This window comes from Yersinia sp. 2541 StPb PI (assembly GCF_052217145.1).
Classification (GTDB): Bacteria; Pseudomonadota; Gammaproteobacteria; order Enterobacterales; family Enterobacteriaceae; genus Yersinia; species Yersinia enterocolitica_E.
Genome location: NZ_JAZGQB010000001.1, coordinates 2,874,795 through 2,898,739, shown reverse-complemented (window position 1 = coordinate 2,898,739; position 23,945 = coordinate 2,874,795). Strand labels below are relative to the sequence as shown.

Genomic DNA, 23,945 nt, shown 5'->3' with positions numbered 1-23,945 from the left:
AATATTCATCTCGCACTTTTGTACGGATGTCTCCGTTGCACACAACGTTGTAATTTCCAGGATATCTAACAATTAACATATCAAAATGTCGGCCTGGTACGATAATAGCCGCACAGGATCAATCCAAATATAGGCTGGTGGATAACGGCAAACGAAGCAAAATAACGTATTCCAAACCGCCATTAGCAGTGGTGTAATCTGCTTTTTTTACGGCTAAAAAGCCAGTTTAGTACACTACACTTCTTGTTATTTGTTGAGCAAGATGAGTTGCAGAAAATTCTGATTACAGGAAGGTTTAGTGTTTATGGTTGCAGCATCATCGCCACCATTCTCTATTTTTAACCCTCTTTTTTCGGCCAACACTAACGTATTGATTTTATACAGGATTGGTCGAGAGTATTAAAAAAGCCTTTTTTACCCTCGCAGTCTATTTTTCTTTTACCATCAGCAAGTTATGTGTATTTTATAACTGTTCACTGCCGTATCGGCAGGCTTAGAGAAGAGGCTTCGGCCAGTAACACACAAAAACGATCAAAAAAACAAAAGCAAAAAGCCCGCTTAGTTTCCTAAGCGAGCTTTTCTAATTTGGCTCCTCTGACTGGGATCACCTTTGCCAATAAATGGCTAATAAGTAAGCTAAGCCTGAATCCACTTTCTGTCAAGACCACCAGAATGACCACCAATAGTTGTGGGTTATATAAAGATGGTTTGAGCGTTCCTCGGCATGTGGTGATCGTTACTATGGTGTTCCCAGCAAGGGAAGCGTAGCTAAAGCGAGATGCCCCAAATTTTGGGTGACCACTTGAGATGAAGGAGAGTCTGTTGCTATTGTGGAGCCTGATGTTTGAGGAAGTGGAGTGTCGGTCATTTATTCTGCTTTCACCGGGCGGAGATGACTGATTCTAGCGTTTTTATCGGGCATTCGCAGCTTTACTCTTTTGCTGCTCGATGGCCGTACTGAACTCACGCCAAAACTGCTCGATATCAGCGTCGGTTACGTCTGCAGCAGATTTTTCCAGTGTCTGGTTTAGCTAATGTTGAACAGAATTTAATGAAGACCAATAGCTCGGAAATATCTTTCGGGTCATCCCATTATGATAAGCAAGAGGTCGTGACATGGACTAAATAGAGTGAAGCCTGCCAGCAGATTAGGCAAAGACAGCACGTACGCCCACGGATAGAAATAGTGAGAGTTATCACGTTATCTTAAAGAATACTGGGTCACGGTTTCCCCTAATGCAGGTGACTCATTTAATTGGTACATAGCCTCATAAAAACGTTACAATTCTCATTCGGTATCCATTAATAATCTTATCCAACTGACACGATGATGAAGACACCTACCACTCCGGTCCCGGCTCTTGATAAAGCTATTCGTGTCTGTCATTACCTGGCAGAACACGGCAGTGCTACTTTCAGTCAAATTTACAGCGGTGTTGATTTACCCAAGAGCAGCACGTCCACTTTACTTAATGCCATGGTGGTGCAGGGACTGCTCCGTCAGGAAAAAGATAAGTATTCACTCGGCCTGCTGTTATATGAATTGGGCAATAAAGCAATTCAACAGTTTGATATTAAAACCATCGCATTGCCATTATTAGCAGAATTGCGTGACAGTACTAACCTGACTTGCCATCTTGGTGTATTGGAAGGCCGGGCGGCTATTTATTTGTTAAAAATGGAAAGTCCTCAGGCTATTGTGGTTCGTAGTTGGGAAGGGAAACGTCTTTCTTTATACAGCTCGGGTTTAGGTAAAGTATTGCTGGCCTGGCTATCTGATGAAGAGATTGATGACCTTTTGCCTGAAGGAGAGCATTTTCCGGCTTTTACCGAAAAAACGATTACCCACCGTACCACCTACAAAATGCAATTGGCTGAAATCCGTCAGCGCGGTTGGGCATGCGATGATGAAGAGGACAGTCTCGGCGTACGTTGTATTTCAGCACCTGTGCATGATGCTCAGGGTAAGGTCATTGCTGCAATCAGTGTGTCTGGAGTACTTTTCCAACTGCCGAATGACGAGTGGGAAGATATTGCCCGTCGTGTCCAACATACCTGCTCTGTATTAAGTTCGTTACTCAAAGCCTGATGACGGGGTCATCAGGTCATCACACCATTATCCCACGTTAAGTAACTAAAATAAGCGTTCGATCACAGTTCACTATTTGAGCCAGTTGACTCAGATTCAATTTTCTCGCATCATTTCCCATACAAGGAACACTTGTTCCATATATAGAACTTAATGGTGGTGAATGTGAACAGATTTAAAGGTGTTTTTCCTCCCGTCCCTACCGTGGTTGATGCAAAAGGTCAGCTTGATAAAACCGGCATGGCAAAACTGTTGGACCATGTGATTGCGCAGGGAGCTCACGGGGTACTGATCTTGGGCAGTGGCGGCGAGTTCTGTCATATGTCACATGAAATGCGTCTTGAGGTCGCCGAGTTCTGCGTCCGACATATCGATGGGCGAGTGCCGGTATTGTTGGGGATTGCCGTGCCGGGAACGGCTGAAACTATTGCCTATGGCCAACATGCGGCGTCGATTGGTGTTGATGCCGTTCTGGTGGTGAATCCTTATTATGCTCAGCTCAATAGCGATTATCTTTATCATCATTACCGAACCATAGCTGAAGCACTCACGCTGCCGGTATTTTTGTACAACTTCCCGGCATTAACCGGGCAAGATATCGGTTTAGATGTTATTACCCAACTGGCCAGAGAGGTTCCGAATATCGTTGGTATCAAAGATACTATTGATAATATCAGTCATACGCGTGAAGTGATTAATCGCGTTCATGCTTTCCGGCCCGGCTTTATCATTTTCTCGGGTTATGATGAATATATGCTTGATACGCTAATTTTGGGCGGGCACGGCGGGATCCCAGCCACTTTCAATTTTGCGCCGGAGGTGACCGGTGGGATCTATGCTGCGTTCATCAATAAAGAGTATGAGCAGGCCTTTGTGCTGCAACGCCGTCTTGCCAAACTCTCATCACTGTATGCATTAGAAACACCGTTCTTTGGTGTAGTAAAGGAAGCCATCAATGCCAGTGGCATGAGTATTTCAACGGAGGTCATTGCACCGACCCGAAAATTATCGGCAGAAAAAATCAATCAAGTAAAAGAAATCCTAAATAGCATCAGGTAGATCAATAAGAGGATAATAATGATGAGTAATGTCTATCCTGTAATAAAAATCAATCCTAACGATGATGTTGTTATTGCCCGCATCAATATCAGTGCGGGTACACCGCTTCCTGAAGAGGGGATTACCGTTCTCAACCCGGTACCTGAAGGGCATAAGATTGCTATCCGCAATATCGAGAAAAATGCCCCCGTTAAGCGTTATGGACAAATTATTGGTTTTGCGTCACAACCTATAAATGCAGGTGAGCATATTCACATGCACAATTTGGGTATGGGCGAGTTTACCCGTGACTATGCGTTTGGCGAAGATACCCTGACACTGCCTAAAGCAGAAAAGACCGATACGTTTATGGGAATCAAACGTGCGGATGGTCGTGTTGCAACCCGCAATTTTATCGGTATTTTAACCACCGTTAACTGCAGTGCTACGGTGGCCAGAGCCATCGAAGATCACTATAAGAAAATCGGACTGGATGAGTATCCGAATGTGGATGGGATTGTTGCTCTGCCACAGAGTTTCGGTTGCGCTATTGGCGCTGACAGCGAAGCAATGATTGTTATGCGCCGGACGTTGAGTGGATATGCGAGGCATGTGAATTTTGCTGGCGTATTAATTATTGGCTTAGGCTGTGAATCTAACCAAATAAAGGATTTGATTAACACTGAAGGGCTGAAAGAGAGTGCGAAACTGCATACCATGACAATACAGGAGACGGGTGGAACCCAGAAAACCATCACTCAAGGTATTACCGTTATTGATAGCATGCTGAGTGATGCTAATCAGGTTAAGCGTGAACCAGTACCGGTATCGGAAATTATTTTGGCACTTGAATGCGGTGGCTCGGACAGTTATTCCGGTATTTCTGCTAATCCCGTCTTGGGGTATGCGGCAGACAAAATTGTCCAGCAGGGGGGAACAGCAATCCTGTCTGAAACCTCAGAAATCTATGGTGCAGAACATTTATTAACGCGTCGTGCTGTTTCAGAAGTCGTAGGTAAAAAATTGATCGCCCGCATTGAGTGGTGGGAAGATTATTGTCAGCGAACCAAAAGTGAAATGAATAATAACCCATCGGCGGGCAATAAAGTGGGGGGGTTAACCACGGTACTGGAAAAATCACTTGGGGGAATTGCTAAAGGCGGCACGTCTAATTTAGTTGAAGTCTATGAGTATGCAGAGCCTGTTACGGCAAAAGGATTGGTATTTATGGATACCCCCGGGTATGACCCTATTGCTGTTACCGGGCAAATTGCCGGAGGTGCAAATTTATTGTGTTTCACCACGGGTCGCGGTTCTGCATTTGGCAGTAAGCCCACTCCGTGTCTTAAATTAGCTACCAACAATACGTTGTGGGTTCGCCAGCAGGAAGATATGGATATTAACTGCGGGGATGTGGTTGAAGGCAAGGAAACTATCGCTGAAGCAGGTGAAAGATTGTATGCCATGATACTTGAAATGGCATCAGGGAAAAAAACTAAAAGTGAACAGTTTGGATATGGCAGCCTGGAGTTTGTGCCATGGAATATCGGCTCAATCATGTAATGTAATTTATTTTAGTTAAACAATTCTTGATAAAAGCCATATACATAAATATGGTCAGGAGAGTGTCATGTCTATAATAAGGAATGAGGCTTATCATAATACCTCGCCGACTAAGGTTAGATGGAATATATTCTTAATATTACTGCTTCTGGGAGCAATCAATTATATCGACAGAACCTCGCTGGCGATCGCCATGCCGTATATTGTCGAAGAATTTAACATTCAAGACACTATCGTTGTGGGACTGTTGCACAGTGCCTTTTTTTGGGCTTATGCCTTAATGCAGGTTCCTAGCGGCGTATTAGCCGATAGATTTAAAACACGGACAATTATTGCCTGTGCGACAATTACCTGGGGGGCATTCCAGGCCATTGCAGCACTTTGCCACTCAACGGCTTTCCTGGCATTATCCCGTGTTGGACTGGGCGTATCAGAGGCACCAATTATGCCAGCAGGTGCCAAGCTGATGGGGACATGGCTGACACCGACGGAGCGTGGACGTGGGTCAATGTTGTTAGACGGTGGTGCGGCCCTGGGGACAGCCTTGGGTGCGGTGATCCTGACCTGGCTGATTGCATTCTTTGGTTCATGGCGCATGGCATTTATTATTGCGGGGTTGGGAACAATGTTGGCGGGGATGCTGGCATGGTGGTATATCAGGACCTATCCTCACGAACACCCTAGAATTAACAAGGCTGAATTAGAGCATATTAATAAAAATAATGAATTCTCTACCAAGAAACCAGAAAAATATAAAATAAAAGATGTATTACCCTACCTGAAACAACGGAATGTCCAGGCATTAATCGGTGGTTGGGTTTGTTATAGTACGGTATTTTACGGATTGATGACCTGGTTACCATTGTATTTTCAAAAAACCTATGGTTTTGATATTAAATCAATGGGTGGCGCAATGGCCTTTATTTTTCTGTTGTGTTTTATCGGCCAATTAACCGGTGGATATATCATGGACCGTTGGAGAGATTCCGGTGCCGATACCAACAAAGTCATGCATACCATGCTGGGTATCTCAGCGGTGACGGCTGGCGTCGGGATATTTATATGCGCTAATATTAATAATCCCATTGCGGCGGTTATCTTGCTGGGGGTAGCGATGTTCCCATTACGCTGGGCGAGTGTCTACTGGTCTATTCCTTCATTATTAGGTGCACAAAAAGTTGCGGGTACTCTCTGTGGAACAATGAATTTCAGTAGTAACTTATTCGCTGCAATTATTCCTATCTTAATTGGTTTTGTTGTTCAGATTACGGGTAATTATTACATTGCCATGATGTTTTTCGCTGCGGCAGCCGTGGGTTATCTGATTTGCTCATTGATGATTAATTTCGATAATAAAATGGAAATCAACAACGAGTCTGTTCATTAATTACATCATGCTATTTAATTTTTTTCCAACTTACTGTAAGGACATACAATGATCACTACAGCTATATTCCCTGCGCGTTATGTACAGGGCGCTGAATCAATAAGTATTTATCTGGGTGATGAGTTATCCCGATTAGGACAGAGGGCATTAGTATTGCAGGACCCTGTCGTTCATCAAAAACTGGGTGATAAGATAAATCAGGCTCTGAACGGGAAAATTGAGTATTTGGTTGAAGTATTTAATAGTGAATGTTCTGATGAGGAGATAAGTCGTATTTCAGTATTGGCTGAATCTTATCAGGCGGATGTTATTGTCGGTATCGGCGGTGGAAAAACGCTCGATACTGCTAAAGCTACCGGCGCGATGTTAAAAAAGCCGATTGCTATTGTACCGACACTGGCATCTACCGATGCACCTTGTAGCTCGCTAGTGGTGATCTACACTCCGGAAGGCATGTTTAAACGCTATTTGATGATACCGCGTAACCCTGACTTGGTATTAGTGGATTCGCAGGTTATTGCAGATGCGCCGGTCCGTTTCTTGGTATCTGGCATGGGAGATGCTCTTGCTACCTGGTTTGAAGCGGAGGATTGCCGTATTAAAGGTGCCGGTAACATGACAACCCGCCCTGGGCCGATGTCGGCATTTGGATTAGCGCGGTTATGCTATGACACATTATTAAAATACGGCGTGCTGGCGAAAAGTGCCTGTGAACATCATCAGGTCACACCTGCGCTGGATCATGTGATTGAGGCGAATACATTGCTTTCTGGTTTAGGTTTTGAAAGTGGTGGTCTGGCAGCCGCTCATGCTATTCATAATGGGCTTACCGTATTACCACAAACTCGCGGTTATTGGCATGGTGAGAAAGTAGCATTTGGTACACTCGCGATGTTGATGCTGACAGATCGTGAACCTAAAGTCATTGATACTGTTTATAGTTTCTGTGAATCAATTGGTTTACCTACTACTCTGGCTGACATCGGACTGGGGAATGTGACAGATGATGAGTTACTGAAAGTTGCCGAAGCCAGTTGTCAGCCTGGAGAGACCATGCATAACGAACCCCATGATATCAATCCGCTAAACCTGCTGGCGGCGTTACGTACGGCAGATGCTGAAGGATTGCGTAGAAAGGCCGGATTGTAATATTTGATTACTGTTTGATTAAGACAATACAAAAAAGCCATTCCGGTGTAGCTCATCACTGTGAATGGCTTTTTTATTCGTATTACCTCATGACAAAAGGAGGCTGCCTGCTGGGCACATGCGTGCCGGAAAACACACTATGTGCATGTACGAACGCCGTCGGTGCCTCGTCAAATAATTCTATACATACATGTGCGCTCAACGTGTCACCTTTAGGTGTTTTTATCCTGTTTCCCCCCATATCTACTCCTGAGTAACATTGCACAAACTGTGGTTTATACAAATGTACAATTGACTAAAATGCACGCCAAAAACTGGCAAGCAGTGGGGGGCAGGGCTTCGGGCTATGTAAAGATTACCTGACAGAGAATACTTGGGCCATACAGAACAGGTAGCAGACTCCTTGCAAAGAATCGCGTATCTCATCGGTGTTGCCGAATACGTTAATCGTGTAGGCATGGTGATGCGGAGTTTGTCTGCCTACTCCCCAACACCGAGTTAGTCGGGGCTATGGAGGTTGCTGAAACTATCAGGTTGCAACTTCTTGAGCAGCAAATTCCTCATACCGGCTTTTCTGTTTATCCCTTTGTCAGCGTTAGCCTTGGGGTCTGTTTCAAGCTGACCTGTAATTGTATCAGGTAAAAAGAAATAGCTGGAACCAAACCAGTGGTGTGCCCTATAAATTGAGTGAGGCGTAAAGTGAAGTGGGGTGCCTATCTCTGATAGAATAGCTCCTGCCAAGCTTCGTTATCCGCGTTGTTTGGCATCACAGGGGCTATTATAGATATAACTTTTAGTTCTTGTGAAATCGGAGAATACCACTTCAATTCAGACCGTAACACGGTGCCAGATACCGGTGGCGGGTCGTCAGTAAAATGACCCACAGTGGATTGCAGTGTGCTCTTACTGCCCTTCGTTCATACTCTCTAACCAAAAGTGATCATCTGCTCGGACTGTAGGGGTGACTGAAACTCCTGGGTGAGACATCTCTGAGCCGTTGGAGCTTATTAATACTTATGTTTAATCAACTATGCAAAGTACAATATGAAACCTACATTTTGTCTTTAGGTTTATATGTGGGTTAACAGGATCATCGTCTGGTATCAGTTACAAGCTTTAAGCGATCATTACTCCGCCGTAAGAACTCTAGAGTGAGAAGTATCAAAACTGAAAATACAATCATAATCGTCGCCACTGCGGCAATCCTGGCGCGATAATAGCATCACTGAGTTAGAACTCGGTCCTGTTGATCTTTTGAGATTATTAATTTAGCGCAGGGTGATTAGGTATCATTGGATCTACCACAAATCAAACCACCCAGCCAAAAACAATGCTAACAGTGTAAGAATGGAGTCATACATTTGGGCTCAGATGGGGCCTTTGATCGTGGTCCCTAAAGGCATTCGCAGTCGCATCCTCATCATGAAGATGCGACTGCGAAGCCAGACGTTTATGACGCATTCCGTTCGGGCTCTTAAAACAGTTAAGATCCAGGCCAACAGCATTAACCACACCGTGTTTACGGCAGTCGGATTCATAATTACCTGGAACGTCCCTGAGCTGCTTTAGGTGCTGACGACAACATTATTCCTGTCAATGCCAACTGTTACATTCAGGACTACTGAGGAGGTAGTTCCTTCTACTATCTGTTGTTTGAAATACAGTTTGTATTTAACTTGAATTAAGATTTAAAATTTTAATTCAGGTAGTGTAAGATGTTGATCTGAAAAATATTTAATATGTGAAATATAATAAAATCGCCTTGTGTTCTACCGATTGCTGTAAAAATATAGGGTCGCGGAAATGATGAAAAAATCTTCTTGGTCAGGTGGTTGGGCTACATTAAGGGATTTAGAAATAATAAAGACACTCATCGAGGTGAGAACTGCAACATTAGCTGCAGAGTTTCTGGGTATTTCTCAACCAGCAATAAGTAGAACGTTAAGCCTGATTGAGTCAAGATCAGGACGTGTACTCTTTAAAAGAGAAGGGGGTAAGTTAATACCAAATTCAGATGCATTGTCTTTATATGAAGAAATTGTAAAAATTTCAGATTCTTTTGGGAGATTAACAAATTTTGAATGGAATAAAGAAGAAGGGAAATCTCTAAACATAATTTCCACACCTACAATTGCATATAGTTTTCTTATGCCTTTGACAGCTCAATATATAAAAGAAAACTCTGATTTAAATATAAAAATTGACATTGTTACTGCTTCAAAATTGCTGAGCAATTTAAATGAGGGTCGAGCAGATATTGCTCTTGGTGATTCATCCCTAAATACAGCAAGTATAAATGTAAGCGAATTTCCTTTAAGAAGAACTAAAATAGTTTGCGCAATGAATCGATTGGATGAATTGGCTAGCAAAGATATTATTACTCCTGAGGATCTTAATCAAAAGAGAATGATTATTTTCATCAAAAGAAATATTTCAAGAACGAAGCTTGATCGGGTATTAGATAAATCGGGAGTGTCGTACAATATTGTAGCTGAAGTTTCTGACTCATTTTCAGCATTGGAATTCGTAAGGGCTAATTCAGGAATTTGTTTGATACCCTCATTTCCTGCCTCAACTATCAATGACCCTCAAGTCATTTTTAAAGATTTCATTCCTGAAGTGTCAGATGATATATCATTTTTTACGCTTTCAAATCTAAATCCTCCACATATACAACGCTACCTTGAGTATATTCATCAAAATCAACCCTCACCTGACCGATACTCAGAACCGCTCTAATATAGAGTCGTCAATGCTTTGGTGTGAATGAGGTCTAGTCACACCAAGGCATTGTTTAATTAAAAAATATTTTTTCACACAATTAAGAAATGAGAGAGTATTAACATCAAAATATAAGCGCTGCCAAGTTGTAGAGCATTTCGCTTAATTATATCAAATGGAGTCAATCCTACTAATCCTGCGACAGCAATAGTTACACCAGCGATGGGAGAGAAACTGCGTCCCAAGCTACCTGAAAAATGCATTGGGATAAGAACCTTGAATACAGAGATCCCCGCACCTTTAGATACTTCAGCGGCTAATGGTGCAAAAGCATTAAATGTTGAACCCGTGCCCAAGACTACAGAGCTAAAAAATACTAAAATGCTGAAAGAGAGAACAACAAGGATATGAGTGTGAGTACCAGAAGGAATGAAACTAAACAATGTTTCAATAAAACCTATTTTTATCATTCCTTGAGCAAGGACTTGAGCACAGAGCAAAATTGAAACAATCATGATAAATGATTGCCCCATTTGGTCAAAAAGACCAGATATTTTATCAGCTGCTTTTTTTATACTGAAAGTACGAACAAAATCGCAAAAGAACGCGATAAAGAATGAGATAAACATTGCGGTAACCACATCCATTTTAAATCTCATAGCTTTGGGAAGCCATTCTTCAGCTAAACTAGAGAATACAAATAAAAGTATCATTGGAATTACAGGTAATAAAGCGAATAAATAGGGAACTTTTTCAGACGATACCTGTTGATGCATCAGTAAGCTGTCATCTTGTGATGATATAGTTTCTTTTCTATCCCAATAAGCTTGGACGAACATATGCATAATACCGATGAATATAAAGAGTATCCATACAACGGGGATTTGCTTTTCAACAAAAAAACTGAAGAGGTCATAGTGGGTTATTTCAGCAATAAGGATACTGCCAGTTGCCGATGGGCCATAATCAATACAAACCCCGGATGCAATAACAGCGGCCACAGATGCTTTACTGCATCCAATAGAGCGAAGAATAGGATATAAGGTAGACATCATGAGGAGAGCCAGTCCTGATGGGCTTGATATAAATAATGCTAAAAGTTGCATTATTATATAGCACACTCCAAGAAGCATGTACCTTGATTTTAATTTCCCCAACGGTTTTACACAAATCTCAACCAATTTTCCAGATGCGCCAATATCATTCATATAACGTGAAAAACCCGCGATGACCATGATAATGAGTCCTAGACTGGCAATGTTTTTACTGAAAACATTTTTTATTTCCACAAAGACATCGATGACTTTTGAACCGGAACTGGGGTTCGTTATGGCACTATCAGGAAAAAGAAAAGCGGCCATTAGCAGAAGTACGCAACCACCGACCAATACTAGCGCCTGCGCATATATTTTCTTCATTATTCCCATGCCAATCAATATGATAACAGTGAAAGATGCCACAAGAATAAATGTTTTCTGACCAAAACAGAGATACATAGAAGCTAAAATTATGGGGATGCTGATTATCCATATAAATAAGGATTTTTTGATGTTTTTCATTCCAGTAGATTCAGTCATTTTATATCTCACATAGAGTTCATGATTCTGTGCAAGTATCATGGTGTAACACTCACACCCTTCCTTTAAGGTTATGAAGATATAACCATAAGTCACCAATATAAATAGTGATGTCATCCACGATTTAATTAAAATAAATATTTTCATTTTAAAACAACATGTTATGAATTTATTATGTTTTGTGATAAATATCACTGTATATATCAATGTATATTTTATCATAACCAAAATGACAAACCTGAGGTAAGTGAATTATGGCAAGTGTGGGAATGTTTGACTCATGTATCACTGGGCATTGGTTCAGCCAGAAAGCAAAAGATATCTGGTCTGATCTGAGCACAATTCAAAGCTGGCTCGATGTAGAAGCAGCATTGGCATTAGCCCAAGCTGAATTAGGGATGATCCCCAAGTTTGCTGCGGACATAATTGCAGAGAAGGCTCATGTTAAACTGTTAGATACAGATAAAATATCTGCAGGTATTAAAGAAACCATGCATCCTTTTGTACCTGTATTGCGTCAATATGAAGCCATTTGTGGTACTGAAGCTGCGTCATATATACATTGGGGTGCCACAACCCAAAATATTTTTGATACAGGTGCTGTATTACAATTAAGAAAAACACATAACATTATTCTGTCAGAACTTGATAATGTGCTTAATGCAATGGCTAAACTTGCCGCTGATACAAAGAATATTCCTCAGGCGGGTAGAACGCATGGTCAGCATGCACTGCCGATCACCTTCGGTTTTAAAGTTGCTGGCTGGCGTGCTGAAATCCGGCGACATAGAGCGCGCTTAGTACATGCCGCTGAGGATGCTTTCATCGTCACGATGGGGGGCGCCGTGGGTGTTTTTTCAGCGATGGGTGGCAATGGACGAAATGTGCAGAATAAAGTCGCAGAGCTACTGGATCTTAAATCATCGTCGATCCCTGTCAGATCGTCTTGTGACTCATTAGCCGCTTACATTAATGTTTTTGGCTTACTTGCTGCTACCGTAGAAAAAATCGGTGAAGAAGTTATTTTCTTACAACGAACCGAGGTTGCTGAAGTTGAAGAGAGTTTTCATCATGGCAAAGTAGGCAGTTCCACTATGTCACAAAAGCGAAATCCACAGCATACCCAGAATCTGGTGGGTATATCACAATTGCTGCGCTCAAGAATGATGTTGGGTAATACATCAATGATAAGAATGAATGAAGGGGATGCTGCTGAGAGTAATATTATGGATGTGTCATTACCTGAGGTGTCTATTTTTGCTGTATCTATTGTGGAGGGGCTACACAAGCTGATCTCTGGTTTGAATGTTTACCCTGAAAACATGAAGAAAAATCTAGATATATCCGGCGGTTTAATCCTTTCTGAAGCCGTGATGATGCAATTAGCGGAACACATTGGCCGCCCAGCCGCACATCATATTCTGTATGAGGCAGCAATGAATTCAATAGCGAAAAAACTCACTTTTGCTGAATCAATTCATGATGAACTTAAGAAAGCAAATGTTCCAGATACGTTGGATATTAATAAAATCTTGGATCCTTTGTATTACCTTGGTGAATCAGCCGAATGTGTAGATGATGAGTTAAAAGAATAATCCCGAGATGGATTTAACTGTCTAATGTTCAATGAGCTTAAAATGTGAACCTTCATCATTTTGGACTCATTTTTAATGTATGTTGAAATAATGGTGGTTTTTTTATAAGTGACCGTCTAGATGGTCACTATTTATTTTGGTGTTTTATGGTGACCATTAATAATTCCACCTGACGTTAAATCTAATGTCCATACATTAACTATTTGAAACTGTCATGTTGTTAGTAGCGTTTACTTACCTAAATTAGTTGAAATTTAGTCTATTTAGCGGGTTATGTTCATTGGCTGCCTGATGGCAACGCTGATGATTTTGGATATAAATGGGTCTGTTTTTTATAAAATTATTAATGATTGACTATTTAAATTACTCTACGACTAGGATTATATAAAAATGAAATTAAAATCACTTACTCTGGCAGTAGTCTCTATTATTAGTTTTAGTTCTGTTGCAACAACAATTGACTATCGACATGAGATGAAAGATACCCGTCAATCTGATCATAAAGATCGCTTACTAATTTCCAATCGTTTTGCCAATGGTTTCGGTTTGTCTTTAGAAGGAAAATGGGGCCAGCACAGCTCTGATACGACACCAAACAAACCTTTCAACGAGCAAGTCAGCAATGGCACTGAAGTCGTTGCCAGTTACATCTATCAATTCAATAAAACATTCCAGCTTGAGCCAGGCTTCTCATTAGAGTCATCATCTGACTATAACAACTACCGCCCTTATCTGCGTGGTAAAGTGTCCTTCACTGATGATTTTTCAACATCACTGCGTTATCGTCCATACTACAAGCGTAACCAGCCTGCTCAAACCAAATCTATAGAGAAAGGCCATGAGTTTACTATGCTATTTGCCTATAGTTTCTTGAAAGACTATTCAGCTGAATACGAATTGAATTACAAGAAGTCTGAAGATGAAATTCTGTCAAACAATGAGAAAGACGAATGGAGCCATGACCTGAAAATTGCCTATAAATGGGATAAAAACTGGAGGCCATATGCTGCTATCGGCAACGTTCCTGGTAGCAAAATCACTGATGAACGTCAAACACGTTACCGTGTTGGTGTTCAGTACAGTTGGTAATATATAGCCTGCCACTATATCGCAACAGTTGTTCGACCAATAGTGATTAGTACCCTCATCATTACTTGTATAAATTATACCCATTACCTCTTATTGGGGAGAAGGGTTGACACTCGTTAGCTCTTCCTCTTTTTTGTTTTATCTATAAAGAAAGAATAAAAAAGTGTGAGTAATTACGTCGCTGTAGTTAATCCGGGGTTATTATCGTCCGTTGCCAGTCTGCCCGTTAATTTTAAATCCGAGGTACCCATACTTCAATTCCTGGCCTATGCGAATATGTGAAAAGTTTCAGGCTTAATTATTATCTGTGATTTACCTATTTTTTAATTTTTTATTACACGGCTAGCAAACGTGGTAGATAACAGAGGTAGGACATTAATTATATGTCAGTTGGTGAAAAAGGGTTCATTCATCAAGGTCATGTTGAGGTTACTATCGGATTAGTCGGTAGTAACCAGGATAATCAATTAACAAAACGGTAGGAGTTGTTGATATAGCTGCCTGAATACTATCCTTCTTTCCTGATAGTACTGATGATGTTCAGCCACTGGGGGATGTAATTGTTCTAAGGGTAGTTCAGGACAAAGATCGGCTAGATATAGGGTTGGACTCACCGTTATCTTAGCTAATCTTGCAGCCCCCAGTGCTGGACTAACATCTCTGCCGGTACGGTATTCCAGCGACCGACCACTAACGTCTGCCAGTATCTGCCGCCAGTATGGGCTACGGGCCCCGCCGCCGATCAACATACTCAAGATCTTTGATCTTTTTGATATTAGCGGCTTCCATCCCGCCATATTTCGCCTTCCAGTTGTAATAGCTGGCTTCGGAAATAGCGGCCTCGCGACACACATCTTTGACGGTCCTGCCAGCTTCGACTGATTTTAGTACGGCGATGATCTGGCGCTCGGTGAATCGGATCTTACGCATAGCTATCTCACCAGGTGACATAATCAGTATGTCGGAAGATCTCTAAAAGCGAATGGGCCATTTTGAGGGGATACTTACAAGTTGAAAGAAGAGCGAGCGGGAAAATCACCCATAGCTTCACCAATGACACCTGAGCAGATTGAAATGCGCGAGCTGAAGAAAAGACTTCAACGTTTGAAATGGAAGGAGATATATTAAAAAAGGCTACCGCGCTCTTGATGTCAGACTCCCTGAACAGTTCTCATTAGTTGAGAAATTCAGAGCGTGGTTTCCTGTTACCGTTGTGTGCAACGTGTTTGGGGCCAATCGCAGCAGTTATATATACAGGCGGCAGCCAAAGAAGCCTGATTCCGCACGAGTGATGTTACTCAGCCTTGTTCGTGAGACTTATCGCGAAAGTAACGGCTCCGCAGGCGCACGTAATATTGCAGCAATGGTCACAAGGCGTAAAACTAAGCCGCTGGCGGGCAACAAAGCTGATGAAAGAACTCAATTTCATCAGTTGTCAGTAGCCTGGCCATCGATATAAGAAGGTGTCTAAGGAACACGTAGAGATCCCCAATTATCTGGAGCGCCAGTTTGCAGTAACAGAGCCTAATCAAGTCTGGTCCGGTGATGTGACGTATATCTGGACGGGTAAACGCTGGGCTTATTTAGCCGTTGTGCTTGATCTATTTTCCCGTAAACCGGTTGGCTGGGCGATATCATTTTCCCGGACTCTGCATTGACAGGTAAAGCGCTGTCCATGGCCTGGGAAGCGCGAAGAAAGCTCGCTAATTTGCTGTATCACTCGGATCAAGGTAGCCACTATACCAGCAGAAATTTCAGACAGTTACTGTCGAGATGTTAAATAAAGCAAAGCCTTAGTCGCAGAGGAAATTACTGGAATAACAGTCCAATGGAACGGTTCTTCAGAAGCCTGAAAACGGAGTGGGTGCCGGATAATGGATACGTGAATTTTAGCGAAGCCAGCATAGCAATAACGAATTACATCACGGGATATTACAGCCAGCTCAGACCTCATCAATATAATGGTGGTTTGACGCCGAATGAATCAGAACGGTTGTTCTGGAAAAATTCGAAAGCCGTGACCAGTTTTGCTCGACCACTACATACCCAGTTAGTGCTGTCATCTGATACCACACTACCGTCAAGTAAACCCTACCGGCACACCTAATACTGCGGATACGAACAATATCGTCTCTATATACTGCCGATGGCTTCCTTCAGTAATTTTTTGTTTTAAATGGTTATAATTGTGTTACCACACTCGCGGCGTTACCGAATTAATACTGCAAAGCTGTGCTACTTCACTGATACTGTATATCGTCACGCCATTTTCCTTGCCTAAATAATTAGATTTTACTGGCTTCCAATATACAAGTAAACGACCAGAAAGAACGTGACTAGGCATTGAAGTGTACCATTAGTTGCATTTATATAGTTAAGACGAAAAAATAATCATGATAATAGAGCTATAATCTTAACAATAACTCAAGGAAATTAGAATGCAAAGCTGCGCTGACTAATATTAAGATGGGGTTTTTCTTAATGACACCTAAATCTATCGTCGCGTGGACTAATATCACTTTTCAACTGTTGTTACCGTTGACACAACCTTTTTACCCTGCAATAGCAAAAATGCTTACCTCTGAACCTCAAACTTTAACGGGGGCAGTTTATGAAACTGTACCATATATATTGTCAGCCGGTGAAAACGTATATGTTGTTGCCAAAAAGTATCACATTACGGTGGGTGAACTTCGGAAATTAAACCAGTTCCGCACATTTTCAAAGGCTTTCATTCAACTGGGAGCGGGGGATGAAATTGACATTCCACGTTCTACGCCGTTACCTTTTAAAAATAGCAGTAACGCACCTCCTTACTCGACAGCTCCTCCTCAATATAAAGAAAGGTTGGCACACAGTTTGATAAAGGGTGGAACACTTCTGGCTGACAGTGATACAGCTGGCGCGGCAGCTAACATCGCACGATCTGCTGTGGTGGGGGAAGCCAGCGACTCAGTGGCGCATTGGCTGAGTCAGTTTGGTACTGCGCGAGTTAAATTGGGTGTTAATAACGATCTTGGTCTTGATGGAAGCGCGGTCGATCTATTGGTGCCATTGTACGACTACCAAGGTTCTCTGTTATTCAGCCAGCTTGGTATGCGTAAGAAAGATGGTCGGAATACGGTCAATATCGGTGCGGGGGGTCGAATACTGCAGGGTGATTGGATGTACGGTATCAATACTTTTTTTGATCGTGACATAACGGGTAAAAATAACCGTGTTGGCTTAGGAGTTGAAGCCTGGACTGATTATCTGAAGTTTTCAGCTAACAGTTATTTGCGTATCACTGACTGGCACCAGTCCCGGGATTTCACTGATTATAATGAACGCCCAGCCAACGGCTATGATCTTCGTATTGAAGCTTATCTACCCACTTATCCTCAGTTGGGCAGTAAGTTGGCATATGAATATTATCGTGGTGATGATGTGGCGCTGTTTGGCAAAGATAATAGGCAGAAGAATCCTTATGCAGTGACCACTGGGATAAATTATACACCTATCCCATTGATAACTATTGGTGCAGAAAACCGCGTTGGTAAAGGTGGTAGGAATGAAACCAACATGAGCATCGAATTGAATTATCGGCTTGGTGCATCATGGCAATCGCAGATCGACCCATCGGCGGTGGCAACAAGCCGCACGTTAGCAGGCAGTCGTTATGATCTGGTTGAGCGTAACAACAATATTGTGTTGGATTACCAAAAAAAGGAATTGATTCAACTATCATTGCCAGATCACGTGTCAGGAAGCGCGTTTGGAATTATCAAAGTTGATGCACAAGTGACGGCTAAATATGGGCTTAAACGAATCGATTGGGACACTGCATCTCTGGTCGCGGCAGGGGGAGAGGTGATACAGATTTCGTCACAAACCCTTTCGATTAAACTCCCTCCCTATAAAATAAACAGTAATGTTTATACACTGAGTGCGGTTGCCTACGACAGCCAGGGAAATGTCTCAAAACGAAGCACAACCCAGGTCATTGTCACACCGCAGGATATTAATCCGGCGAACTCTACGATACAGGCTTCACCCGCTGAAATACCCGCTGATGGCGTTGCCATCAGCCTCCTAACGTTGTCTCTGAAAGACAGTAGTAATCTGCCGGTTCAGGGTAAGAGCGATCAATTGACACTGGATTTAAATTTTACGCCAGACAAAACAGCTGCAGCACCTGTGAGCAAACCGCAATTAAGTGCGATTACTGAGACTGCTCCAGGTGTATATACATTCCAATTAACTGCTGGGTTCACCAGAGGGGAAACCATTATTGCTCCGGTAATTAATGATATATCTCTGGCATCGGCTAAGATTATCTTAATAGAGAGCGTCCATGCATTGAGTACAGAGTATTCTCTTTTCAAAGTCGCCCCTACGACGATTATTGCTGATGGAATAGAGGCCAGTACGCTCAGCTTTACTGCTTTGGATATTAACAAACAACCAATTCATCAATTAGTGTTGGCGTTTGAAGTTACAGGTATTTCCGGTGTTACCGTGAGTGCGATAACCGAAGATAACGGCGTGTATCATGCTGAGCTTAGCGGGATATCGGCAGGTATCGCGACGGTCATACCTACGCTGAATGGTTCTCCTATAGCAGAGAAATCGAATGAGATAATACTCACGGCAGATTATCGCACCGCGACTATTGAGATGACGATGATCACTGATAATGCAATCGCCAATGGCGTCGACCTCAATAAAGTACAGGCACATGTGACTGACAAGAATGGGAATTCTATTCCGAATGTACAGGTGGAATTTGAAGCGAACAATGATGCGACCATTACCCCCACAGCCATTACAGATGCTAATGGTGAGGTGACGGCTACGCTTGCCAATATCAATGCAGGTGTTACAACTGTGATAGCCAGTTTCAATGACAATAGTCAGAGTATCGACACTTCTTTTATATCGGAAACTCCAGTGAAATTAATGATATATAGCAATGGAGTAGAATTAACAACTCACCCTGTTGTTGACGATACCCTCGTGGCCGTTGCGATGTGTTCAATTGCGTTGTGTAACGGTGTTCCAGTGAATTATCAGTGGGAAGTAGAGTCTTTTGTGGGATCGGGAGTGTTCATTGCTATACCTGGCGCTACTTCTGAGTCATTGACAATAACGGCAGGCTTACAAAAACGAGCTATTCGAGTAGTTTCGCATTAAAACAAGGCATTTATCATCATTCCGAACGGCAATAAAATGTGACTAATATATTGGGTTCTAGTACAAAAGAGGAAAGAAAACAATGAAAAGCAAGATAGGCTCACTTAAAGGGCTCGAGTCTCTCGTCTTGGGGATATTGTTGAGTCTGCTGACAGCAGGGTCTGCATGGGCGCTCGTTACATCAATTCCGACTGCCAACGTTATAGGGCGTGCCCCTGTAGTCACTCAAAGCACTATTGTCTCAGATAATGCCAACGGCAATGGTTTGATAGATGTCGGAGATACGTTAAGTATCAGTACTCCCGGCGTATTCAGCGATGCTGACGGTGATGCAGCGATACCGGAAACATATCAATGGCGGGCCGATGGTGTCGATATCCCAGGAGCAACATCAAATACCTACACTATAGCTGCTGGTGATTTGGGCAAAACTATTACTGTGGAGGTTACGCCGCATACAGACCCGGCAATTACTGATCCTGCCGTTGGTTTGTCCGTTGCCTCTAATGCCTTGACGGTCATTGCTGGCGGTACAGTCACTGGCGTAACAGTTTCCGGCGAAGTCGGCGGCTATCCTCAGGTTGATTCTGCACTGACTGCGACAGTAACGTGTGCGGGCGGTACCTGTAATGGTGTAACTTACCAGTGGCAAATTGAAACTGGACAAGGAACGAATACGTTCATTGACATTAGCGGAGCAACGAGTAATACCTATACACCGGTACGTACAGACCAGAGGTTGAGGATTCAGGTTGTTGTTAGCAACTAACTGAGTCTGTAATAAAGAGTAAACCCCGGCATGCTTAGTTTGTTAAGTGTGTCGGGGTCAATTAACGTAATATTAGTATGATGGATACACTGGATGCTGCACCGTCATTTTATCTTTAATGAATTGTTAATCAGACTATTACTGATCCTGATGGTCATCATGAGCCAGGCAGTGCAGGCTGTTCAACAATCAACAGCGCCCGTTCACGGGCGAGCGCCGACTACAATCCTCTCAGTCAACAATACCAAGCCACGGGTCGGAGATGTGATTACGGTGACATCTGCTTTTAACGACGCAGACAGTGATACCGAATTTGGAACAACCTATCAGTGGATACTGGACGGTAACCTTATTAGCGGTGCGACGAGTCAAAATTATACGCTGAGTCTCAGCGACATAATTGTAGGCAGTGAGCTGAATGTGGTCGTAACTCCACAGACAGACCCAAGTATTACCGAACCCAGCGTTGGATTACCGGTTCAACTACCCAGTACGATCAATATCAAATGGCAACGGGCTATCTCCAGTCTGATATGGGCCGAATCACCATTGGGTGCTGTTGCAGATGGACTTGCTGTTAATACAGTTCGTGCGACTGTTGAATATCTAGATGGTACGCCTGCAGTGAATGCAGTTGTACATTTTTCTGCAAATAATTTAGGTGTAGTCACACCGAATGAGCCAACTGGAACCGATGGTATTACAACTGCTTTCGTAACAAATTTTATCTCTGGGTCTACTAAGGTAACGGCAAGTATTGATGAGGATGTCCAATCTATAGATACCTTATTTATTGCGGGTCCTGCCGAGCTCATTAATGCGGAAGTGACTCAAAATAATGCAGTTGCCAACGGATCAGATGACAATAGGATATTGGTCAGAGTGAACGACCGTCATCACAATGATGTAGTGGGCGAAACTGTGAACTTCACTGCCACAAACGGTGTTAACCTACTTTATACCAGCGGAGAAACCGACAGTAATGGCGAAGTAGAAATATTCCTCACTAGCAATACGGCGGCCAGAAGTGAGGTTACGGCAACGACACGTAGCGGTCTTTCCGCTACGGCCACTGTTGAATTTTTCAATGAAAAACAGATGACGCATATTTTAGTCAATGGCACTTCTTTCTCAGTCAATGATGGGTTCCCTAAAACAGGGTTCACAGGAGCAGTATTCCAGTTAGTCATTGGGGAATCCACTGCGGAGAATACAGAGTATAACTGGCATGCCGATCAGGGCTGGGTCAGTGTGGATGCTGTCGGGAGTGTTAGATTTAATCAGGAACCCACTTCTGGCAATAATACAGTTACCATAACTGCTGAACATAAAACCAATGGTTCGCTATTAACTTATCGATTTACCGTAGGCCGCTGGTTTAGAAACAACAGCTTCAACCTTATGAGATACAGTGATGCACAAACATGGTGCAGCTCACTTGTGGGGGATTATACCATACCAAATTATAGCCAGATGACCGACAGAGTGCCAATGATGCCAACGGGATCGAGTAGAGACGCAAACGGGAGATTGTGGAATGAGTGGGGGACTATGGGCAGTTACTCTAATGGTTGGTTTTCGGGTAATTATTGGGTGAGGGAACTTACCAATGATAGTAACGAACGGCATTATGTTTATCTGGGAAATGGCAATCTATTCAGCTTCCCTTTAGATGGTACAACCTATATCACTTGTTCTGCTTCGCTTTAGATAAAAAATGAGGTTGCTGCATATAGCCAGATGAAACAATATTGCACAGAGATAAACGTAAATATTACGATAAAACAATCTCAATAGCATAGAGGCTATTGGTAAAAACAGATATTTCGGCAATATTACAAAAGTGGCGGCCAAAACACTATGTGCAATACTGCTTTTTTTTCAAATATCGGTCGACATTTTTTAATTCCTCATTCTCACGGATTCGAAGAGTACTCATTCCGTAAATGTTATTTACTAAGATCAGCTTAACTGGAATTGACTAAGGTAAGTTGATAGTTTTGCATGCTAGACAAGTTCCGTTTATTTGAGCGTAGCCCTTACTGAAATAAGTCTCCCATCGTCAATAAGACAACATTTCTCTTACTTTGTAGTAAAGTTCTAGATCACTGCCAACATTATATTTTTTATAAATATTTTTTCTGTGGTTATAAACTGTTTTATTACTTATACCAATTTTCTTAGATATCTGATTGACATTCATACCAGAGATGATGAGTTTTAAAACCTGACGTTGACGGACGGTTAACTCATCTTTTTCGCTATCATCAATCACCTTTTCATAACCAATTATTTGTGCCAAACCAGAACGCCTAACGCGAACCAAATTTAAAAATTTCAGGCCAATCTCTGATAAAAACTGTTTTTTACTTGCAATAGCATACTGATTTTCTATCATGACATTACTGATAAATGGCACGGTGCCATTTTTACTCAATATCAATAGAGATGCAATTCCGAAACGTTCTTTAATAAAACCAATGGCACTCCCTTGTTCTTTCTCACTAATACCATCAATATCGAAAATACATATAACATCATTTTTATACAATAGAATATCAACAAACTTACTAAACTCAGTGCACAAAGTGATCTCGAATAGCGAAGGATCATTTTCCATAACATCCATGACCATTTTGCGCAGAGAAAATAAAATCAACCCACTACGGCTAAATATAATTAAATTCATCATGAAAAACCTCAAATAACAAAAAATACAACATTAAACGAGATAAATTAACGTGCCAATAATTTAACAAAACATCAGGATATATTTACAACTCAATATAATAACGATAGTGCAACACAGTGCTAATATTTGTTTACTCACAATATATAACTTACGTTTTTCGCACTAAATACTGAAATCACATAGCACAACCAAGCCTCTTTTAATTGAGTAAAACTTGGTTATATATATGTTAACTAAATGGCAAGATTAAAATAATAAACTTATCACATAACATCGACTGGATATCAGTATTGTTATTTTTCATTAATTACTAATAATAAATATCATTATTGTGAAATACTTTATCTAGGACGGGAAGCGTAGTGATGAAAGAAATTTACCATTAACTTTAAATCATACTTTTTAAAATATAATTACTTACAAACGAACTGTAGCGACTCCTCGATTAATACTCTTCACTTGAAGTCAATTGGGATCGGAGCGCACATCCATATAGAGGTCATCATCAAGAGTGTGAATTTCAGTTTTTGAGAATGAAATGAACATTATCTCAAACCTGAACTTACTGATAAGTAAAATTAAGTTGCAGTGCTCCTCTTACCGAACCTGCGCTGATTTGGCCAGTACTGTAAAGTCTGCTGACCAGAGGGATGGTCACCTTCTTGCTGATGCTATCGACCGCTACCGTAACCTGACTACCCGGTCTCAAGATTTGTTGTGTTTGGCCCTCCGCAATCTGTATCCCCACATGGGGTGCCGACCCGGTGTTGATGTAAAGAGTATCATCATCAGGATTAGAGGTGCCTGTCAGTGACACCATCACATGGCGAGTGGTTAACGGACACTCAGTTAACATAATAGAGAAAGGTTTCCATTCTCCCCCTTGACCTGCAGTTACAAAATTGCCACTGCGACTTTGACCGAAATCTATCGTCTGATTAGCACTATCAACATCAATGACACACGGACTGGCGACCACATTGCCGCTAATAGAAAGATCAGATGCCGCCGCCATGCATTCACTACTTAATATGCCGGATATCAATAATATTCCAAAAGTATGCAGTTTCATCTTGCTGTCCATATTATAGATTGGGCAATAAT

16 protein-coding genes and 3 pseudogenes are annotated in these 23,945 nt (G+C 42.0%); 14 read left to right on the top strand and 5 right to left on the bottom strand.

Annotated features, from left to right (window positions below; genetic code table 11):
* Positions 1 to 198 precede the first annotated feature (198 nt).
* The 8 genes from V1953_RS13085 to V1953_RS13050 all read left to right on the top strand — a co-directional run bounded on the left by V1953_RS13085 (position 199) and on the right by V1953_RS13050 (position 9,965).
* The gene (locus V1953_RS13085; protein WP_442851325.1) at positions 199 to 342 is read left to right on the top strand and encodes a type I-F CRISPR-associated endoribonuclease Cas6/Csy4; all 144 of its coding nucleotides are present in this window, start codon (positions 199 to 201) and stop codon (positions 340 to 342) included.
* Positions 343 to 1,330: 988 nt separating this feature from the next.
* The gene (locus V1953_RS13080) at positions 1,331 to 2,089 is read left to right on the top strand and encodes an IclR family transcriptional regulator (protein ID WP_080991755.1); all 759 of its coding nucleotides are present in this window, start codon (positions 1,331 to 1,333) and stop codon (positions 2,087 to 2,089) included.
* Between the two features lie 156 nt (positions 2,090 to 2,245).
* Positions 2,246 to 3,148, top strand: a complete 903-nt coding sequence (locus tag V1953_RS13075; RefSeq protein WP_442851324.1) for a dihydrodipicolinate synthase family protein — start codon at positions 2,246 to 2,248, stop codon at positions 3,146 to 3,148.
* Between the two features lie 21 nt (positions 3,149 to 3,169).
* Entirely contained in the window at positions 3,170 to 4,690 is a 1,521-nt protein-coding gene (locus tag V1953_RS13070; RefSeq protein ID WP_442851323.1) for a UxaA family hydrolase, read from the top strand.
* A 67-nt stretch (positions 4,691 to 4,757) separates the two neighbouring features.
* On the top strand, positions 4,758 to 6,077 hold the full coding sequence (locus V1953_RS13065) for an MFS transporter (RefSeq protein ID WP_442851027.1): 1,320 nt from the start codon (positions 4,758 to 4,760) through the stop codon (positions 6,075 to 6,077).
* A 48-nt stretch (positions 6,078 to 6,125) separates the two neighbouring features.
* The gene (locus tag V1953_RS13060; protein ID WP_442851026.1) at positions 6,126 to 7,226 is read left to right on the top strand and encodes a glycerol dehydrogenase; all 1,101 of its coding nucleotides are present in this window, start codon (positions 6,126 to 6,128) and stop codon (positions 7,224 to 7,226) included.
* 510 nt (positions 7,227 to 7,736) lie between these two features.
* Complete coding sequence (locus tag V1953_RS13055; protein ID WP_442851025.1) at positions 7,737 to 7,868, top strand: hypothetical protein; 132 nt, start codon at positions 7,737 to 7,739, stop codon at positions 7,866 to 7,868.
* A 1,161-nt stretch (positions 7,869 to 9,029) separates the two neighbouring features.
* The gene (locus V1953_RS13050; RefSeq protein ID WP_442851024.1) at positions 9,030 to 9,965 is read left to right on the top strand and encodes a LysR family transcriptional regulator; all 936 of its coding nucleotides are present in this window, start codon (positions 9,030 to 9,032) and stop codon (positions 9,963 to 9,965) included.
* Between the two features lie 74 nt (positions 9,966 to 10,039).
* Here V1953_RS13050 and dcuC read toward each other — a convergent pair whose 3' ends face one another.
* A complete protein-coding gene (dcuC, locus tag V1953_RS13045; RefSeq protein ID WP_442851023.1) occupies positions 10,040 to 11,524 on the bottom strand; it encodes a C4-dicarboxylate transporter DcuC in 1,485 nt (494 codons plus the stop codon).
* Between the two features lie 254 nt (positions 11,525 to 11,778).
* Between dcuC and V1953_RS13040 the strand changes: the two genes are divergently transcribed.
* Both V1953_RS13040 and V1953_RS13035 read left to right on the top strand, forming a co-directional pair.
* Positions 11,779 to 13,119 (top strand): class-II fumarase/aspartase family protein, encoded by a 1,341-nt coding sequence (locus V1953_RS13040; protein WP_442851022.1) that lies wholly within the window; start codon positions 11,779 to 11,781, stop codon positions 13,117 to 13,119.
* Positions 13,120 to 13,509: 390 nt separating this feature from the next.
* Positions 13,510 to 14,208 carry an oligogalacturonate-specific porin KdgM family protein gene (locus V1953_RS13035; protein ID WP_372558604.1) on the top strand — a complete coding sequence of 233 codons (699 nt, stop codon included), beginning with the start codon at positions 13,510 to 13,512 and terminating at the stop codon, positions 14,206 to 14,208.
* A 467-nt stretch (positions 14,209 to 14,675) separates the two neighbouring features.
* Here V1953_RS13035 and V1953_RS13030 read toward each other — a convergent pair.
* Positions 14,676 to 14,954: pseudogene (locus V1953_RS13030) on the bottom strand (xylulokinase); the annotation flags it as partial.
* Positions 14,944 to 15,138 (bottom strand): annotated as a pseudogene (locus tag V1953_RS13025) (transposase); the annotation flags it as partial. The pseudogenes V1953_RS13025 and V1953_RS13030, both read right to left, overlap by 11 nt.
* 78 nt (positions 15,139 to 15,216) lie before the next feature.
* Here V1953_RS13025 and V1953_RS13020 point away from each other — a divergent pair.
* The 4 genes and pseudogenes from V1953_RS13020 to V1953_RS13005 form a co-directional block, all read left to right on the top strand.
* A pseudogene (locus tag V1953_RS13020) lies at positions 15,217 to 16,237 on the top strand (IS3 family transposase); the annotation flags it as partial.
* A gap of 452 nt (positions 16,238 to 16,689) precedes the next feature.
* On the top strand, positions 16,690 to 19,380 hold the full coding sequence (locus tag V1953_RS13015) for a ZirU family protein (protein WP_442851021.1): 2,691 nt from the start codon (positions 16,690 to 16,692) through the stop codon (positions 19,378 to 19,380).
* A gap of 82 nt (positions 19,381 to 19,462) precedes the next feature.
* The gene (locus V1953_RS13010) at positions 19,463 to 20,149 is read left to right on the top strand and encodes a ZirU family protein (protein WP_442851020.1); all 687 of its coding nucleotides are present in this window, start codon (positions 19,463 to 19,465) and stop codon (positions 20,147 to 20,149) included.
* A gap of 93 nt (positions 20,150 to 20,242) precedes the next feature.
* Complete coding sequence (locus V1953_RS13005; RefSeq protein WP_372558607.1) at positions 20,243 to 21,859, top strand: Ig-like domain-containing protein; 1,617 nt, start codon at positions 20,243 to 20,245, stop codon at positions 21,857 to 21,859.
* Between the two features lie 352 nt (positions 21,860 to 22,211).
* On the opposite strand, the gene V1953_RS13000 is transcribed toward V1953_RS13005, so the two are convergent.
* Positions 22,212 to 22,841 (bottom strand): helix-turn-helix domain-containing protein, encoded by a 630-nt coding sequence (locus V1953_RS13000; protein ID WP_442851019.1) that lies wholly within the window; start codon positions 22,839 to 22,841, stop codon positions 22,212 to 22,214.
* Between the two features lie 562 nt (positions 22,842 to 23,403).
* Positions 23,404 to 23,913 (bottom strand): fimbrial protein, encoded by a 510-nt coding sequence (locus V1953_RS12995; protein WP_442851018.1) that lies wholly within the window; start codon positions 23,911 to 23,913, stop codon positions 23,404 to 23,406.
* Positions 23,914 to 23,945: the final 32 nt, after the last annotated feature.